Source organism: Streptomyces sp. NPDC051576 (assembly GCF_040681835.1).
Classification (GTDB): domain Bacteria; phylum Actinomycetota; class Actinomycetes; order Streptomycetales; family Streptomycetaceae; genus Streptomyces.
Map to the genome: position 1 here is coordinate 25,822 of NZ_JBFAZO010000006.1, position 18,078 is coordinate 43,899.

The window sequence follows — 18,078 nt, forward strand, 5'->3', positions numbered from 1 at the left end:
CCAGTCGCCCGCGACGGATTCGTGCCCGTCTTCGAGCACACGCGTAGCACTGTTCTCACTCATGGCGGCCCACTTCGGTAACTCGGCGCTTATGGCCGCGGCCAGTCTGTCACTCTGTCCGCATCGACCGAGGCGTAATCGTCCGATCTGCCCGGGGGGCTGTCCATGGGGGCCATTCCGACCCAACGGGAGACCACTTCGCGTGTTCCCGGCGCGCCCGCGCACCACGGCGCGGACCCGCGTACGACGGTGCGCGCCACGCTGTCCGGAAGCCCCCTCGCGCCCGGCTCCGCCCGCGCTCTGGTGCGCGCCGCGCTCCGCGAGTGGACCGAACTCGCCCTGCCCGGCAGCGAACACCTCACCGATCGGCTCGCCGACGACGCGATGGTCGTCGTCAGCGAACTCGTCACCAACGCCGTCGTGCACGCCGGCACGGACGTCGAGCTGGTCTGCCGGCTTGAGGACACGCGGTCCGTCGTCGTGGAGGTCGCCGACCACCACCCCTCCCGCGCCCCGCGCGACAACGGCGGCGAACAGGCTTATGAGACACCGGAGTTCGGGCGCGGACTGCGGCTCGTCGCCACGCTCGCCGAGGCCTGGGGCGTCACCTACCGCACCGGCACCAAGACCGTCTGGGCACGGCTCGCGGCCGAAGGCAGCCCCGCCGCCGAGGAGTTGGAGACCAACGGGATCAACGGAACCAACGGAACCAACGGAACCAACGGAACCAACGGAACCAACGGGACCTACGAGACCTACGCCGGTGAACGCGGCCTGCGCGTCGCGCAGATCCTCGCGCCCGAACCCCGGCGCGCCGAACGCGACCGTGACTGGCTGGGCCGCGGCGCCCTCTCCTTCCTCGCCGAGGCCTCCGACCTCCTCGCCGGACAGCTCGACGAGGACCTGGTCGCCGCCCTCGCCGGACAGCTGATCGTGCCCAGACTGGCCGACTGGTGCGCCGTATGGCTGGAGGACGAGGCGATGGGCCGCGGGGGCTGGAGCGAGGACGCCGGCGCCGGCCCGCGCCTGGCCCGTGTCTGGCACGGCAGCGAGAACCGCATCGAGGAACTGCGCGGGGCCCTGGAGAAGGACCCGCCCCGCCCGCCGGACTCGCTGCGGCCCGTGTCCTACCCCTGGCCCGCCGACGCCCTCGGCCCGGACGGCACACACGGCGCGGCACTGGCGTACCGGCTGATCGCGGGCGGCCGGCCGCTCGGCACGCTGGTCATCGGACGGTCCGGGCTGCCGTGCTTCCCCGACGAGGTCACCGGCCTGGTCGAGGACCTCAGCCGCCGGGTCGCGCTCGCCATCGGCGCTGCCCGCCAGTACGCCCGCCAGGCCACCATCAGCCGCGTCCTCCAGCGCGGCCTGCTGCCCGGCGCCGTCGCCGAGATCCCCGGTGTGCACAGCGCCCTCGTCTACGAACCGTGCGACAAGGGCGGCCCCAGCGGCGACTTCTACGACGTGTTCCCGGCCGGCGACGGCCGCTGGTGCTTCGCCCTCGGTGACGTCCAGGGCAAGGGCCCCGAGGCCGCCGTGGTGATCGGCCTCGCCCGCCCCTGGCTGCGGCTCCTGGCCCGCGAGGGCTACCGCGTCGCCGACGTCCTCGACCGCCTCAACCAGCTCCTCCTCGACGACGCCACCGAGGCCGCCGACGCGGCGGCCCACGCTCTGGTCGCAGCCGGTGGCCGGCCGGGTCCGGTCGGTGACGGCCCCCGCTTCCTCTCCCTCCTCTACGGCGAACTCGTCCCCTTCGACGGCGGCGTCCGCTGCACCCTCGCCTCCGCCGGACACCCGCTGCCGCTGCTCCTGGGGCCGGACGGCGGCGTCGGTACGGCAGCGCGCCCGCAGACCCTTCTCGGGGTCATAGAGGACGTGACGTACACCAGCGAGACCTTCGAACTGCGGCCCGGCGACAGCCTGTTGTGCGTCACGGACGGGGTGACCGAGCGGCGCTCCGGCTCGGTCCAGTTCGACGACGGCGACGGGCTCGCGACCGCGCTCGCCGGGTGCGCGGGGCTGAGCGCCGAGCTGATCGCGGAACGGATCAAACGCCTGGTGCACGAGTTCGGCGGCAGGCCCCCGGAGGACGACCTGGCGCTGCTGGTGCTCCAGGCGGAGTAGAGAGTCGTACGGGTGCTGGACAATGGGGACATGCCTTCCGCACTCCCCGACGGCGATCCCGTCCCCGAAGACGGCGCCCTGCCCGCGCAGGCGCTCGCCGGGGCCGCCGACCGCCCCCTCGGCTTCTATCTCCACGTCCCGTACTGCGCGACCCGCTGCGGCTACTGCGACTTCAACACCTACACGGCGACCGAGCTGCGCGGCACCGGCGGAGTGCTGGCCTCCCGCGACAACTACGCGGACACCCTGATCGACGAGGTCCGCCTGGCCCGCAAGGTCCTCGGCGACGACCCCCGCCCGGTCCGCACGGTCTTCGTCGGCGGCGGCACACCCACGCTGCTGGCGGCGGGCGATCTCGTACGGATGCTGGGCGCGATCCGAGACGAGTTCGGCCTCGCGGCCGACGCGGAGATCACCACGGAGGCGAACCCGGAGTCGGTCGACCCCGCCTACCTCGCGGCCCTCCGCGACGGCGGCTTCAACCGGGTCTCCTTCGGCATGCAGAGCGCGAAACAGCACGTCCTGAAGATCCTCGACCGCACCCACACCCCCGGCCGCCCCGAGGCCTGTGTGTCCGAGGCCCGCGCGGTCGGCTTCGACCACGTCAACCTCGACCTGATCTACGGCACCCCCGGCGAGACGGACGACGACTGGCGCGCGTCCCTCGACGCCGCCCTCGGCGCGGGCCCCGACCACATCAGCGCGTACGCCCTGATCGTCGAGGAGGGCACCCAGCTCGCCCGCCGGATCCGCCGCGGCGAGGTCCCGATGACGGACGACGACGTGCACGCCGACCGCTACCTCATCGCGGACGAGGTGATGTCCGCGGCGGGCTTCGACTGGTACGAGGTCTCGAACTGGGCGACGTCGGAATCCGGCCGTTGTCTGCACAACGAGCTGTACTGGCGCGGCGCCGACTGGTGGGGCGCGGGCCCCGGCGCGCACTCCCACGTGGGCGGCGTGCGGTGGTGGAACGTCAAGCACCCGGGGGCGTACGCGGGGGCGCTGGCGGCGGGCCGGTCGCCGGGCGCGGGCCGGGAGATCCTGACCGAGGAGGACCGCCGGGTGGAGCGGATTCTCCTGGAGCTACGGCTGCGGGAGGGGGCACCGCTGTCCCTGCTCAGGCCGGACGGGCTCGCGGCTTCGCGCCGGGCGCTGGGGGAGGGGTTGCTGGAGACCGGTCCCTACGACGGGGGACGCGCCGTGCTCACGCTGCGTGGACGGCTGCTGGCGGACGCGGTGGTGCGGGACCTGGTGGACTGACCGGACCCGTCAGTCGCCGTCGGGTGCCGTGACGAAGTCGATCAACTCCTCCACCCGCCCCAGCAGTTCCGGCTCAAGATCCTTGTAGGACCCCACCTTGGCCAGAATCGCCTGCCACACCGCACCGGTGTTTTCCGGCCAACCCAGCGCCCGGCAGACGCCCGTCTTCCAGTCCTGCCCGTGCGGGATCCGGGGCCACGCGGCGATGCCCACGGAGGACGGTTTCACGGCCTCCCAGATGTCGATGTAGGGGTGGCCGACGACTAGTGCGTGCTCGCTGGTGACGGACTGGGCGATGCGCCACTCCTTGGTGCCGGGCACCAGGTGGTCGACCAGGATGCCGAGGCGGGCGTCCGGGCCGGGGGAGAAGTCCTCGACGATCGACGGGAGATCGTCGACGCCCTCCAGGTACTCGACCACCACGCCCTCGATGCGCAGGTCGTCGCCCCAGACCCGCTCGACGAGTTCCGCGTCGTGCCGGCCCTCCACGTAGATCCGCCCGGCGCGGGCCACGCGCGCGCGTGCACCGGGAACGGCGACCGAACCGGACGCCGTACGGGTGGGCCGTAGCGGACCGGAAGTGGGTCTGACCAGGGTGACCACCCGGCCCTCCAGGAGGAAACCGCGTGGCTCCATCGGGAAGACCCGGTGCTTGCCGAAGCGGTCCTCCAGGGTGACCGTGCCGGCCTCGCAGCGGATCACCGCGCCGCAGAAACCGGTGCCCGGCTCCTCGACCACCAGGCCCGCCTCCGCGGGGACCTCGGGGACGGGCTTGGGCTTCTTCCACGGCGGGGTCAGATCGGCGGAGTACTGGCGCATTCGGATGACGATAGGAGAACCCCGACAGGCGTCACCGCGACACGCCGAAACGGGTTGCCAACGCGTCCCGTTGGGCCCGCACGAAGGCCGCGTCCACCACCGCTCCGTGACCGGGCACGTACACCGCGTCCTCGCCGCCCAGGTCCAGGAGCCGGTCCAGGGCGGCCGGCCAGAGCGACGGGACGGCGTCGGGGCCCGCCTGGGGTTCGCCGGACTCCTCGACCAGGTCGCCGCAGAAGACCACCGCCGGGTCGCCCGGCACCAGGAGCACCAGGTCGTGGGCGGTGTGGCCTCGTGTGGTCACCATCAGGGCCTGCGGGCCTTCGTCGAGTTCGAGCAGTGCGTTGCCCCAGACGTATTCGCGGGGGCGCACGAGGGTGTCCGCCGCGTTCTCCGCCGCCCGCGGGTCCAGTCCGTTGCGCACGGCGTCGGCCCGCAGCTCCTCACCACCGCGCTCGAACACCTCGTGCGCGCGCCCGGCCGCGAAAACCGTCGCCCCGGCGAAGACCGCCGCCCCGAAGACATGGTCGAAATGCGGGTGCGTGAGCGCGAGATGGGTCACACGGTGCCCGGCGAGCGCCTGCGCCTCCCCGCGCAACCGCGCGCCCTCCGCGACGCTCGACCCCGCGTCGATCATGAGCGCCGAGCCGCCTCCGACGACCAGCCCCACCGTGCAGTCCCAGCCAGGCAGCCGGCACCGCCCCACCCCGGCGGCCAGCCGCTCCCACCCCAGCTCTTCCCAAGTCACCGTCATACGGCGACGCTAACGGTGACGGCACCCACGGCGTGACATCGCAGGACCGGCCTTGCCCGGGGTGTACCTCACGGCCGTACACTGGGCCGGGGAACGCTGGCACTCGCGCGCACAGAGTGCCAGGAAAAGGGCAGACCGACGGTACCGGCGACCAGAACTGGAGGTGTGCGCGATGCTCAGCGAACGCAGGCTTCAGGTGCTGCGCGCCATCGTCCAGGACTATGTCGGCACCGAGGAACCGGTCGGCTCCAAGGCGCTCACCGAGCGGCACAGCCTCGGCGTCTCCCCGGCGACCGTGCGCAACGACATGGCGGCCCTGGAGGACGAGGGGTACATCGCCCAGCCGCACACCAGCGCCGGGCGGATCCCGACGGACAAGGGCTACCGGCTCTTCGTCGACAAGCTCGCCGGCGTCAAGCCGATGACCGGCCCCGAGCGCAAGGCGATCCAGAACTTCCTGGACGGCGCCGTCGACCTCGACGACGTCGTGGGCCGTACGGTCCGGCTGCTCGCGCAGCTCACCCGGCAGGTCGCCGTCGTGCAGTACCCCTCGCTGACCCGCTCGACCGTGCGGCACGTGGAGCTGCTGGCGCTGGCGCCCGCGCGCGTGATGCTCGTGCTGATCACGGACACCGGGCGGGTCGAGCAGCGCATGGTGGACTGCCCGGCGCCGTTCGGGGAGGCCTCGCTCGCGGATCTACGCGCGCGGCTCAACAGCCGGATCGCCGGCCGCCGCTTCGCGGACGTGCCGCAGCTGGTGCAGGACCTGCCGGAGGCCTTCGAGGCCGAGGACCGCGGCACGGTCGCGACGGTGCTCTCCACCCTCCTGGAGACCCTCGTCGAGGAGACCGAGGAGCGGCTGATGATCGGCGGCACCGCCAATCTCACCCGCTTCGGACATGACTTTCCCCTCACCATCCGCCCCATCCTGGAAGCCCTGGAGGAGCAGGTCGTCCTCCTCAAGTTGCTTGGTGAGGCGGGGGATTCGGGCATGACCGTACGGATCGGTCACGAGAACGCCTACGAGGGACTCAACTCCACTTCGGTGGTGTCGGTCGGCTACGGTTCGGGCGGCGAGGCAGTCGCCAAGCTCGGCGTGGTCGGACCGACCCGCATGGATTACCCGGGAACGATGGGAGCGGTACGCGCAGTGGCACGGTACGTCGGACAGATCCTGGCGGAGTCCTAAGTGGCCACGGACTACTACGCCGTTCTCGGCGTGCGTCGCGACGCGTCGCAGGATGAGATCAAGAAGGCCTTCCGCCGGCTCGCGCGCGAGCTGCACCCGGACGTCAATCCGGATCCGAAGACTCAGGAGCGGTTCAAGGAGATCAACGCCGCCTACGAGGTGCTCTCGGACCCGCAGAAGAAGCAGGTCTACGACCTCGGCGGCGACCCCCTCTCGCAGGCGGGCGGCGCGGGCGCGGGCTTCGGCGCGGGCGGCTTCGGGAACTTCTCGGACATCATGGACGCGTTCTTCGGTACGGCCTCGCAGCGCGGACCGCGCTCGCGGACCCGCCGGGGCCAGGACGCCATGATCCGGCTTGAGATCGAGCTGGACGAGGCGGCCTTCGGCACCACGAAGGACATCCAGGTCGACACCGCCGTCGTCTGCAACACCTGCAACGGCGAGGGCGCGGCCCCCGGCACCTCCGCGCAGACCTGTGACATGTGCCGCGGCCGCGGTGAGGTCTCGCAGGTGACCCGGTCCTTCCTGGGCCAGGTCATGACCTCCCGCCCCTGCCCCCAGTGCCAGGGCTTCGGCACCGTCGTCCCGACCCCGTGCCCGGAGTGCGCCGGTGACGGCCGCGTCCGCTCGCGGCGCACGCTCACCGTCAAGATCCCGGCGGGCGTGGACAACGGCACACGGATCCAGCTCGCGGGCGAGGGCGAGGTCGGCCCCGGCGGCGGCCCCGCCGGTGACCTGTACGTCGAGATCCACGAGCTGCCGCACGCGATGTTCCAGCGCCGCGGCGACGACCTGCACTGCACGGTCACCCTCCCGATGACGGCGGCGTCCCTCGGCACCAAGGTGCCGCTGGAGACGCTGGACGGCATGGAGGAGGTCGACATCCGGCCGGGCACCCAGTCCGGCCAGTCGATCCCGCTGCACACCCGGGGCGTCACGCATCTGCGCGGCGGCGGCCGGGGCGACCTCATCGTGCACGTCGAGGTCACCACCCCGACCAAGCTCGACGTGGAGCAGGAACGCCTGCTCAGGGAACTGGCGAAACTGCGCGGCGAGGAGCGGCCCACCGGCCAGTTCCAGCCCGGGCAGCAGGGTCTGTTCTCCCGGCTGAAGGACGCTTTCAACGGTCGCTGACCCGGCCGGAACCGGGGCATGCACCTGTCCTATGCCGGGCGGAAGGCCGGATTCGGACTTGTTCGGAGGACGTGACAACATGCCGTCATGTCCTCCGCACTGACCGATCTCCTCCCTCATCCGATCGTGCAGGCCCCGATGGCGGGCGGTGTCTCCGTCCCCCAGCTCGCCGCGGCCGTGTCCGAGGCCGGCGGGCTGGGGTTCCTCGCCGCCGGGTACAAGACGGCCGACGGCATGTACCAGGAGATCAAGCAGTTGCGGAGCCTGACGGCCCGCCCCTTCGGCGTGAACCTCTTCCTGCCCCAGCCCGAGTACGCGGACAAGGCCGCCGTCGACGTCTACGCCCACCAACTGGCAGGCGAGGCCGCCTGGTACGAGACGGAACTCGGCGACCCGGACAGCGGCCGCGAGGACGGCTACGACGCCAAGCTGTCCGTCCTGCTCGACAAGCCGGTGCCGTTCGTCTCCTTCCACTTCGGCGTCCCCACCCGTGACGTCCTGGACGCGCTGCGCCGGGCCGGCACCTTTACCCTCGTCACCGCCACCACCGCCGAGGAGGCCCTCGCCGTCGAGCGGGCCGGTGCCGCCGCGGTGATCGCGCAGGGCGTCGAGGCCGGCGGCCACCAGGGCACCCACCGTGACCTCCCGGAGCAGGACGGCGCGGGCGTCGGCCTGCTCTCCCTCGTCGCGCAGATCCGCGAGACCGTGACCCTCCCGATCGTCGCCGCCGGCGGCCTGATGCGCGGCAGCCAGATCGCCGCGGCCCTCGCGGCGGGCGCGAGCGCGGCCCAGCTCGGCACCGCGTTCCTCGCCACCCCGGAGTCCGCCGCGAACGCCGTGCACAAGCAGGCCCTCACCAACCCCCTTTTCACGCGTACCGAGTTGACGCGCGCGTTCTCCGGCCGCCCGGCCCGCGGCCTGGTCAACCGCTTCATGCGCGAGCACGGCCCCTACGCCCCCGCCGCCTACCCGGAGGTCCACCACCTCACCTCGCCGCTGCGCAAGGCCGCCGCCAAGGCCGGTGACGCGCAGGGCATGGCGCTGTGGGCCGGACAGGGCCACCGCATGGCACGCGAGCTGCCCGCCGGCCAGCTGGTCGAGGTACTGGCCGCCGAACTGGCCTCCGCCCGGACAGCGTTGTCGGCCGGAGGCGATCTCCGATGACCGCGCCGGTGTTCGTCGTCGACCACTTCCGCGCGGACGGCGGCGGACCGTACGTCCTGGACGGACCCGAGGGCCGGCACGCGGTCTCCGTGCGGCGGCTCAAGCCCGGCGAGGAGGTCGTCCTCACCGACGGCGCCGGCCGCCACGCGACGGGCGAGGTCATCGGCACCGAAGGCAAGGACCGGCTGCTCCTCCAGCTGGCCCCGGTCTTGGAGGAGCCCGCGGAGTCCCCCCGTATCACCGTCGTCCAGGCCCTCCCCAAGGGCGACCGCGGCGAGCTGGCCGTCGAGACCATGACCGAGACGGGTGTCGACGCGATCGTCCCCTGGGCGGCCTCCCGTTGCATCACGCAGTGGAAGGGCGAGCGCGGCCTCAAGGCCCTCGCGAAGTGGCGGGCCACCGCCCGGGAGGCCGGCAAGCAGTCCCGCCGGATCCGCTTCCCGGAGGTCGCGGACGCCGCGACGGGCAAGCAGGTTGCCGCACTTCTCGCCAAAGCCGACTTCGCCGCCGTCCTCCACGAGGACCGCGACTACGGCAGCGAACCGCTCGCCACCGCCGAACTCCCCACCGAGGGCGAGATCGTGCTGGTCGTGGGCCCCGAAGGAGGCGTCTCCCCCGAGGAGTTGACCCTCTTCGAGGAGGCCGGGGCGAAGGCCTACCGGCTCGGGCGTAGCGTGCTGCGTACATCGACGGCCGGAACCGCGGCGACGGCCCTGCTCCTGGGCCGTACCGGACGCTGGTCCTGAGACAGGGGAGAATCGCCGTGGAACTCGCCCAAGTACGGCTGCTCGTCAGCGACTTCGCCGCCTGCTACCGCTTCTACGCCGAAGTCCTCGGCCTGAAGCCCCAGTCGGGGTCGGCCCAGGGACCGTACGAGAAGTTCTCCCCCTCCATCGGATCGGCCGGGATCGCGCTCCAGGACCGGGCGATGATGGCCCAAGTCCTCGGTGAACTGGGCGACTTGGCGACCGGGCACCGCTCGCTGGTGGTGCTGCGCGTCGACGACCTGGACGGGTACTGCGAGCAGATCGCGGGCCGGGGCGGGGTGCTGCTGCACGGCCCCGCGCCGATGACGGACCGGATGCGGGTCGCGCATCTCAAGGACCCCGAGGGCAATGTGGTGGAGCTGCAGGAGTGGCTGCTGCTCCGGGGCTGACGGATCGTGCGCCGGTGATCGCGCCCCCGGCGCACGGGTGGCCGTATGCGCTCTTCCGTGTGCGCCCCGACGGTGGCAGGCTGCCGTCCATGGGGGCGTTGAGACAGATCTGGCGTCGGCCGCGCGGGCGGCGAGTGGCCGCTGTGGCGGGACTCGTGACGGTGACCGTGGGCGGGGCCGTCGCGTGCCAGCCCGGTGATCTCAGCGCGGCGACCGTCGCGTACACCACCGACAAGACCGCGACCGCCGAGCTCAAGCGGGACCATGTGAGCGTGAGCTGGCTGACCTGCACGGGCAACTACGGCAGCAACAACAAGGCCTACACGCCCGGCAAGACGCCCTCGCCGACCGAGACCACGGTCGTCACCGTCGACTGCCAGGGGCAGACGGACGACAACCGGGACATCACCGTCACCGGCAAGGTCACCCGCGCCGTCGACGGCGCCTGTGTACGCGGTGACCTGGTCGCCAAGGTCGGCGGCAAGCAGGTCTTCCACGTGACCGGGCTCGGCGACTGCAACGCGGCGACACCGTCGTCCGTGAGCAACCCGGACCCGACCCTCACCTACGGCCCGGGACCGACCGTCACCGTCACCAAGACCATCTGGTGCAAGGGCGACCCGACCTGCTGGCCCGTGGAAGGCAAGTGATCCAAAGGGCTGTCGGCGGATACCGCCGATGCATACCCTGATCAGGTGACTCAGCCCTCAGCGTCCGCAGCCCAGGCCTATCTCCGCTTCCCGCACCTGCACGGCGAGTTGATCGCCTTCACCGCCGAGGACGACGTGTGGCTGGCGTCCCTCGACAGCGGCGGCCGGGCCTGGCGGGTCAGCGCGGAGAACGTTCCCGTGAACCACCCCCGGATCTCGCCCGACGGCACCACCATCGCCTGGACCTCCACCCGCGACGGCGCCCCCGAGGCGCACATCGCCCCCGTCGACGGCGGACCCGCCAAACGCCTGACGCACTGGGGCAGTTCACGCACCCAGGTGCGCGGCTGGACGGCGGACGGCGAGGTCCTCGCGCTCAGCACCGCGGGCCAGGCGAACCTCCGCCGCAGTTGGGCCCGCGCGATCCCGCTGGACGGCGGACCGGCGACGACCCTCCCGTACGGGCCCGTCGGCGATGTCGCCGTGGGCCCCGAAGCCACGGTCCTGCTCTCCGCGCCCATGGGCCGCGAGGCCGCCTGGTGGAAACGCTACCGGGGCGGCACCGCGGGCAAGTTGTGGATCGACCGCGACGGCAACGGTGAATTCACGCGCCTGCACGAGGAGTTGGACGGCAACATCGAGTACCCCGTGTGGGCGGGCGACCGGATCGCGTTCCTCTCCGACCACGAGGGCACCGGCGCCCTGTACTCCTCCCTCGCCGACGGCTCCGACCTGCGCCGGCACACCCCCCTCGACGGCTTCTACGCCCGGCACGCGGCCGGTGACGGCACCCGGATCGTGTACTCCTCGGCCGGTGAACTCTGGCTCCTCGACGACCTGGACGGCGCCGAGCCGCGCCGGCTCGACATCCGGCTCGGCGGACAGCGCACCGACCAGCAGCCCTTCCCGGTGACCGCGGGCCGCTGGTTCGGCTCCGCCTCACCCGACCACACCGCGCGCGGCAGCGCGGTCGCCGTGCGCGGCGCCGTCCACTGGGTCACCCACCGCTCCGGCCCGGCCCGCGCGCTCGCCGCCACCCCCGGCGTACGGGCCCGGCTGCCCCGCACCTTCCGCAGCGACGGCGAGGAATGGGTGGTGTGGGTGACGGACGCCGAGGGCGACGACGCCCTGGAGTTCGCCCCCGCCACCGGCCTCGCCCCCGGCGCCACCCCGCGCCGGATCGCCGCCGGACAGCTCGGCCGCGTCCTCGCCCTCACCGTCGCCCCCGACGGCAGCCGCGCCGCCGTGGCCTCGCACGACGGCCGCGTCCTGCTCGTCGAGCGGGAGACAGGCGAGGTCCGCGAGGTCGACCGCAGCGAGGACGGCGACGCCTCCGGCCTCGCCTTCTCCCCGGACTCGGCCTGGCTCGCCTGGTCGCACCCCGGCCCGCGCCCGCTGCGCCAGCTCAAGCTCGCCAACACCACCGACCTCTCGGTCACCGAGGCCACCCCGCTCCGCTTCCAGGACTACGCCCCCGCCTTCACCCTCGACGGCAAGCACCTGGTGTTCCTCTCCACCCGCTCCTTCGACCCGGTCTACGACGAGCACGTCTTCGACCTCGCCTTCGTGGTCGGCGACCGCCCGCACCTGATCACCCTCGCCGCGACGACCCCGTCCCCGTTCGGACCGCAGCGACACGGCCGCCCCTTCGAGGCCCCCGACAAGGACGAGACCCCCGACAGCGAGGGCCGCCCCACCACCCGCGTCGACCTCGAAGGCCTCGCCGACCGCATCGTCCCCTTCCCGGTCGAGGCCGGCCGCTACTCCAACCTGCGCGCGGCCAAGGACGGCGTGCTGTGGCTGCGCCACCCGGTCCAGGGCGTCCTCGGTGCCACCCGCGCGACCCCCGAAGACCCGGACCCCAAAACCGAGTTGGAGCGCTACGACCTCGCCCAGCAGCGCATCGAGCACCTCGCCGGGGACGCCGACCACTTCGAGGTCAGCGGCGACGGCAAACGCGTCCTGCTGTGGACGGACCACAAACTGCGGGTCGTGCCGAGCGACCGCCGCGCCTCGGGCTCGGACGACGACGACAACGACTCGAACATCAACGTCGACCTGTCCCGCATCCGCCAGACCGTCGACCCGGCCGCCGAGTGGCGGCAGATGTTCGACGAGACCGGCCGCATCATGCGCGACAACTTCTGGCGCGCCGACATGAGCGGCGTCGACTGGGCCGGCGTCCTGGACCGCTACCGCCCCGTCCTGGACCGCCTCGCCACCCACGACGACCTCGTCGACCTCCTCTGGGAGGTGCACGGCGAACTCGGCACCTCGCACGCCTATGTCACCCCGCGCGGCGGCCATGGCCACGGCGAACGCCAGGGCCTGCTCGGCGCGGACATCTCCCTGCACGGCGACGGCAGTTGGCGTATCGACCGCATCCTGCCCTCGGAGACCTCCGACCCCGCCGCCCGCGCCCCGCTCGCCGCCCCCGGTGTCGCCGTCCGCGCGGGCGACGCGATCCTCGCGGTCGCCGGACAGCCCGTCGACCCGGTGACCGGACCCGCCCCCCTGCTCGTCGGCACGGCGGGCAAGCCCGTCGAGCTGACCATCTCCCCGGCCGGCGGCGGCGACCCGCGGCACGCGGTCGTCGTTCCCCTCGCGGACGAGGAACCGCTCTACTACCACGCGTGGGTCGCCGACCGCCGCGCCTACGTCCACGAGAAGTCCGGCGGCCGCCTCGGCTACCTCCACGTCCCCGACATGCAGGCGCCCGGCTGGGCCCAGATCCACCGTGACCTGCGCGTCGAGGTGGCCCGCGAGGGCCTGGTCGTGGACGTCCGCTACAACCGAGGCGGCCACACCTCCCAACTCGTCGTCGAGAAACTGGCCCGCCGGATCGTCGGCTGGGACCTCCCCCGGGGCATGCGCCCGTACAGCTACCCCGAGGACGCCCCGCGCGGTCCGGTCGTGGCCGTGGCGAACGAGTTCTCCGGCTCGGACGGCGACATCGTCAACGCGGCGATCAAGGCACTGGGCATCGGCCCGGTCGTCGGCACCCGCACCTGGGGCGGCGTCATCGGCATCGACAGCCGCTACCGCCTGGTCGACGGCACGCTGATCACCCAGCCCAAGTACGCGTTCTGGCTCGAGGGTTACGGCTGGGGAGTGGAGAACCACGGCGTCGACCCGGACGTGGAGGTGGTGCAGCGCCCGCAGGACTACGCGGCGGGGAGGGACGCACAACTGGACGAGGCGATCCGGTTGGCGTTGGAGGCGCTGGAGACCAGCCCCGCGAAAACACCGCCGGTCCTGCCGGAGCTGGACTGACGAACCGCTCGATACGATGCTCCGGTCAGCGATCACCGGGTGCGAGGAGGCCACACCATGTCAGGGGAACCGCAGGACGACTGCTTGTTCTGCAGGATCGTCGAGGGACACATCCCGGCGACGATCGTCCGCGAAACGGACACCACCGTCGCGTTCCGGGACATCAACCCCCAGGCACCGACCCACGTCCTGGTGATCCCCCGGGTCCACTACGCCGACGCCGCCACCCTCGCCGCCGCCGAACCGGCCATCGCCGCCGACGTGCTGCGCGAGGCCGGCGAGGTCGCCGCCGAGGGGAAGCTCGACAGCTACCGGGTCGTGTTCAACACGGGCAGCGGCGCCGGCCAGACCGTGTTCCACGCCCACGCGCACGTCCTGGGCGGCCGCGGTATGCAGTGGCCGCCCGGGTAACTCGCCGTGTCCGTACGTGAATTGGTGATCCTCGGCACCGCCAGCCAGGTCCCCACCCGCCACCGCAACCACAACGGCTACCTGCTGCGCTGGGACGCCGAAGGCATCCTCTTCGACCCCGGCGAGGGCACCCAGCGCCAGATGCTGCGCGCCGGGGTCGCCGCGCACGACCTCAACCGGATCTGCGTCACCCACTTCCACGGCGACCACTCCCTCGGCCTCGCGGGCGTCATCCAGCGCATCAACCTGGACCGCGTCCCGCACCCGGTCACCGCCCACTACCCGAGGTCCGGCCAGCGCTTCTTCGACCGCCTGCGCTATTCCACCGCCTACCGCGAGACGGTCGGCATCACCGAGGCGCCGGTGTCCGAGGACGGCGTGCTGGCCACCACGCCCGCGTACACCCTGGAGGCCCGCAAGCTCTCCCACCCCGTCGAGTCCTACGGCTACCGCCTCACCGAACCCGACGGCCGCCGCATGCTGCCCGACCGTCTCGCCGCGCACGGCATCAAGGGCCCGGACGTGGGCCGCATCCAGCGCGAGGGAACCGTGGCCGGTGTCTCCCTCGACGAGGTGAGCGAGGTGCGGCGCGGACAGAGGTTCGCGTTCGTCATGGACACCAGGCTGTGCGAAGGGGTGCACGCCCTCGCGGAAGGCTGCGACCTGCTCACCATCGAGTCGACGTTCCTGGACGAGGACGAGCAACTGGCCGTGGACCATGGTCATTTGACGGCTGGTCAGGCGGCGCGCGTGGCGCGGGACGCGGGCGTGCGCCACCTGGTCCTGACCCACTTCAGTCAGCGCTACTCCGACCCGGAGGAGTTCGAGCGGCAGGCGCGGGCCGCGGGCTTCGAGGGGGAGCTGACCGTGGCGCACGATCTACTGAGAGTGCCGGTTCCGAAACGCCGATAAAACACCCGTACGATACTTCGATGCCCATCCCCAAAGCCGAACTGCACCTGCACATCGAAGGCACCCTGGAGCCCGAGCTGGCCTTCGCGCTCGCCGCGCGCAACGGCGTCGAGCTGCCGTACGCGGACACCGAGGCGCTGCGCGAGGCGTACCGCTTCGAGGACCTCCAGTCCTTCCTGAACCTCTACTACGAGCTGATGGCGGTCCTGCGCACCGAGCGGGACTTCGAGGACCTCGCGAACGCCTATCTCGCCCGCGCCGCCGCGCAGGGCGTACGGCACGCGGAGATCTTCTTCGACCCGCAGGCGCATCTCGCGCGGGGCGTGGACATGGGCACGGTGGTGGAGGGCCTGTGGCGGGCGCTGGGCGACAGCGAGACCAACCACGGCATCTCGACCCGGCTCATCCTGTGCTTCCTGCGCGACGAGTCCGCCGCCTCGGCCATGGAGACCCTGGACGCGGTCAAGCCCTACCTCGAACGGATCACCGGCATCGGCCTCGACTCGGCCGAGGTCGGCCACCCGCCGGTGAAGTTCCGCGAGGTCTACGAGGCCGCCGCCGCGCTGGGTCTACGACGCGTCGCCCACGCCGGTGAGGAGGGCCCGCCGGCCTACATCACCGAGGCCCTGGACGTCCTCGGTGTCGAGCGCGTCGACCACGGCCTGCGCTGCATGGAGGACGCGGAACTGGTCGCGCGCCTGGTCCGCGACCGCATACCGCTCACCCTCTGCCCGCTGTCCAACGTCCGCCTCCGCACGGTGGACGTCCTCGCCGACCACCCCCTCCCCGCCATGCTGGACGCGGGCCTCCTCTGCACGGTCAACTCCGACGACCCGGCCTACTTCGGCGGCTACGCCGGCGACAACTTCGACGCGGTGCGCTCGGCGCTGGGCCTGAGCGAGGAGCGTCTGCGCGAGCTGGCCCGCAACTCCTTCGTGGCGTCCTTCCTGGAGGACGACGAGCAGCGACGGGAGCGGTATCTCGCCGAGGTGGAGGCGTACGAGTTCTAGGCGGCCGGCGTCGTGTCGTAGGTGCGCGGGGCAGATGTCTCCATCGGGATGGTCTCCACCGGGATCTCGACGATCTGGGACACCTGTACCCGGCGCCTGCCGGTGTACAGGGCGACCCCTGTCATCGGTACGGCGATCACCATCAGCCCCGCCGCGAGGATCGCCCCCATCGCCGGGAACCCGGCCCCCGCCGACAGCACGCTGCCCGCGAGCGGTCCGGCCGCGGTCCCCAGTGACGAGGCCGAGCCCACCAGAACCGCCCAACGGCCGCGCGGATCAAGGGAGGCGGCGAGGCCGAGGACGTAGGACAGGACGATGGGGTAGAGGGTGTTCCAGGCGATCTCGCCGGTCGCGAACGTCCTCAGGTCGTGTGCGGACGCGCTGAGGACGATGCAGCCCGCGATGAGTGCCGTGCCCGCGCCGATCGGTACCGCGCGGCCGAGCCGGGAGCCGAGCGCGCCCGCGCCGATCACGCCGACCAGACCGGTGCCGAGCGCGATCGCGAAGACCGCGCCGACGGTGACCTCGGAGAGGTGGGCCTGGGTGAGGCCGATGCGTCCGCTGACGCCCCAGAGGGAGTTTTGGGCGAGCGACCAGCACAGCAGGGTCGCGGCGAGGACCAGTCCGGCACGGCGGTGGGGGAGCCCGGCGGTCTCCACCCGTGTGTGCTCCGTCGCCGTACGGACCGGGAGACGGCCGGTCAGCGGCCATACGGCGAGTGCGGTGAGGGTGAGGGCGGCGAGGGGCTGGCCGTGGCCCGCGCCGAGGTGCGGGACGGTCAGGTACACCGCGCCCGCGAGTGCCGACACGCTCAACAGACCTAGTGTGGACGCGCGGTGGGGGTCACGTTCGGCGGCGATCCCGGACGCGGCGACCGTCGTGGCCGTACCCGATCCGAAGCCGCCGACGACCGCGCCTGCCACGACCGCCGGGACGGCGTGCGTGAACGCGGCCGAGCCGTAGCCGAGGACGGCGAGGGCGAGGCCGATGCGGGCGAGGACGCGCGGGCCGATCCGGTCGACGCGCGAAGCGAGCAGGAAACCCGCCGCGGCCGAACTCAGCAGCAGCGCACTGCCGACGGCACCGGCCTGCGTGGCGGACAGCGGCAGCCCGGCGTCGAGACGGCCGACGGTGGTGGGCAGGAGATAGGGGGCGAGGTACCCGGCCGTGAAAAGGGCGACGAGGGGCCAGGGCGTGGTGGTGGTGCGGGCGGACACGGGCGTTCCCAGGGCATGCGAAAGAAGCGGCTCGAAAAGGGGGTTGGGCGACGACCGTCGACGGACAGGAACGCGCGGGCAATTTGTATCAAGCACGTAGTCGCTGAAAGAAGGGCGGGGGGTGTGATCTGGAGCACGTTCTGTTTGAGGTGGGAAGTGCCGGGTAAACGAGCGCCCGCCTCGCGGTGCCGCCCGGCGAATTCCCGGTGCTAACGCCAGTGCGGAGCGCCCCCGGCGCCAGGCGTCGTCGCCTCGATCTTCGCCCTGACCTCGCGCATCACCGCCACGATCTGCCCCTCGTGCTCCGGCGTCAGCCGGGCCACCGGCACCGAGCAACTGATCGCGTCCAGTGGCGGGGTGTCGTAGCGCAGGGCGAAGCCGAAGCCGACGATCCCGAGGACACCCTCCTCGCGGTCGATCGAGTACCCGCGGGCGCGGGTCGCGGCGAGGTCGGCGGTCAGGGACTCCCGGGTGGTGTGGGTGTTGGGGGTGGCGGGCTGGTAGGGCCCGGCGGGCAGTTCGGTGTCCGGCCGTTCGGCGAGCAGCGCCTTGCCGAGGGCGCCGACGTGCGCGGGCAGCCGCCGCCCCACCCGGCTGATGGTCCGCAGGTATTCGTGCGACTCCCGCGTCGCCAGATAGGCCACGTCCCACCCGTCCAGCCGCCCCAGGTGGATCGTCTCGCCGAGCGCCTGGGACGCCTCGTCGAGATACGGCCGTACGGCCCGCACGCGCGGGTCGGAGTCCAGATAACTCGTGCCGGTGAGCAGGGCGTGGATGCCGATGCCGTAGAGGGAGCCGGTGATGTCGGTGCGGACCCAGCCGTGCGCGATCAGGGTCTGGAGCAGGGCGTACATCGAGCTGCGCGGCACGCCCAGCTCGTCGGCGAGTTCCTGGAGGCGTGCGGGACGGTCGCCGCGCGCGGCGAGCAGTTCGAGCAGCTCGACCGTGCGGGCGGCGGACTTCACCTCGCGGACGCCACCGGGCTCTGACATGCGCCGATCG

General features: G+C 72.3%; 16 protein-coding genes. 12 read left to right on the top strand and 4 right to left on the bottom strand.

The window, feature by feature from the left end; translation table 11 throughout:
- Positions 1–165 precede the first annotated feature (165 nt).
- Complete coding sequence (locus AB0M63_RS20790; RefSeq protein WP_366020407.1) at positions 166–2,124, top strand: SpoIIE family protein phosphatase; 1,959 nt, start codon at positions 166–168, stop codon at positions 2,122–2,124.
- A 30-nt stretch (positions 2,125–2,154) separates the two neighbouring features.
- On the top strand, positions 2,155–3,387 hold the full coding sequence (gene hemW, locus AB0M63_RS20795) for a radical SAM family heme chaperone HemW (protein WP_355924867.1): 1,233 nt from the start codon (positions 2,155–2,157) through the stop codon (positions 3,385–3,387).
- 9 nt (positions 3,388–3,396) lie between these two features.
- Here hemW and AB0M63_RS20800 read toward each other — a convergent pair whose 3' ends face one another.
- On the bottom strand, positions 3,397–4,206 hold the full coding sequence (locus AB0M63_RS20800) for a DUF3097 domain-containing protein (RefSeq protein ID WP_355924865.1): 810 nt from the start codon (positions 4,204–4,206) through the stop codon (positions 3,397–3,399).
- Between the two features lie 31 nt (positions 4,207–4,237).
- Positions 4,238–4,960 carry an MBL fold metallo-hydrolase gene (locus tag AB0M63_RS20805; RefSeq protein WP_366020408.1) on the bottom strand — a complete coding sequence of 241 codons (723 nt, stop codon included), beginning with the start codon at positions 4,958–4,960 and terminating at the stop codon, positions 4,238–4,240.
- Positions 4,961–5,132: 172 nt separating this feature from the next.
- On the opposite strand from AB0M63_RS20805, the gene hrcA reads away from it, so the two are divergent.
- The 10 genes from hrcA to AB0M63_RS20855 all read left to right on the top strand — a co-directional run bounded on the left by hrcA (position 5,133) and on the right by AB0M63_RS20855 (position 15,859).
- Positions 5,133–6,149 carry a heat-inducible transcriptional repressor HrcA gene (gene hrcA, locus AB0M63_RS20810; RefSeq protein WP_355924861.1) on the top strand — a complete coding sequence of 339 codons (1,017 nt, stop codon included), beginning with the start codon at positions 5,133–5,135 and terminating at the stop codon, positions 6,147–6,149.
- The gene (gene dnaJ / locus AB0M63_RS20815) at positions 6,150–7,283 is read left to right on the top strand and encodes a molecular chaperone DnaJ (RefSeq protein WP_355924859.1); all 1,134 of its coding nucleotides are present in this window, start codon (positions 6,150–6,152) and stop codon (positions 7,281–7,283) included.
- A gap of 87 nt (positions 7,284–7,370) precedes the next feature.
- Positions 7,371–8,447, top strand: coding sequence for a nitronate monooxygenase (locus AB0M63_RS20820; protein ID WP_358849747.1), 1,077 nt, complete (start codon positions 7,371–7,373; stop codon positions 8,445–8,447).
- Positions 8,444–9,193: a 16S rRNA (uracil(1498)-N(3))-methyltransferase gene (locus tag AB0M63_RS20825; RefSeq protein WP_366020409.1), complete on the top strand. Its 750-nt coding sequence runs from the start codon at positions 8,444–8,446 to the stop codon at positions 9,191–9,193. The genes AB0M63_RS20820 and AB0M63_RS20825 overlap by 4 nt, the downstream gene beginning before the upstream one ends.
- A gap of 17 nt (positions 9,194–9,210) precedes the next feature.
- Positions 9,211–9,603, top strand: a complete 393-nt coding sequence (locus AB0M63_RS20830) for a VOC family protein (protein WP_355923486.1) — start codon at positions 9,211–9,213, stop codon at positions 9,601–9,603.
- Positions 9,604–9,692: 89 nt separating this feature from the next.
- Positions 9,693–10,253 (top strand): hypothetical protein, encoded by a 561-nt coding sequence (locus AB0M63_RS20835; RefSeq protein ID WP_355923484.1) that lies wholly within the window; start codon positions 9,693–9,695, stop codon positions 10,251–10,253.
- A 45-nt stretch (positions 10,254–10,298) separates the two neighbouring features.
- Positions 10,299–13,526, top strand: a complete 3,228-nt coding sequence (locus AB0M63_RS20840) for a S41 family peptidase (protein WP_355923482.1) — start codon at positions 10,299–10,301, stop codon at positions 13,524–13,526.
- Positions 13,527–13,583: 57 nt separating this feature from the next.
- Complete coding sequence (locus AB0M63_RS20845; protein ID WP_355923480.1) at positions 13,584–13,937, top strand: histidine triad nucleotide-binding protein; 354 nt, start codon at positions 13,584–13,586, stop codon at positions 13,935–13,937.
- Positions 13,938–13,943: 6 nt separating this feature from the next.
- On the top strand, positions 13,944–14,849 hold the full coding sequence (locus AB0M63_RS20850; RefSeq protein WP_366020410.1) for a ribonuclease Z: 906 nt from the start codon (positions 13,944–13,946) through the stop codon (positions 14,847–14,849).
- A 20-nt stretch (positions 14,850–14,869) separates the two neighbouring features.
- Complete coding sequence (locus tag AB0M63_RS20855; protein WP_366020411.1) at positions 14,870–15,859, top strand: adenosine deaminase; 990 nt, start codon at positions 14,870–14,872, stop codon at positions 15,857–15,859.
- On the opposite strand, the gene AB0M63_RS20860 is transcribed toward AB0M63_RS20855, so the two are convergent.
- Positions 15,856–17,076 (bottom strand): MFS transporter, encoded by a 1,221-nt coding sequence (locus tag AB0M63_RS20860; RefSeq protein ID WP_366020412.1) that lies wholly within the window; start codon positions 17,074–17,076, stop codon positions 15,856–15,858. The genes AB0M63_RS20855 and AB0M63_RS20860 overlap by 4 nt on opposite strands.
- 209 nt (positions 17,077–17,285) lie before the next feature.
- Entirely contained in the window at positions 17,286–18,068 is a 783-nt protein-coding gene (locus AB0M63_RS20865) for an IclR family transcriptional regulator (protein WP_366020413.1), read from the bottom strand.
- Positions 18,069–18,078 lie beyond the last annotated feature (10 nt).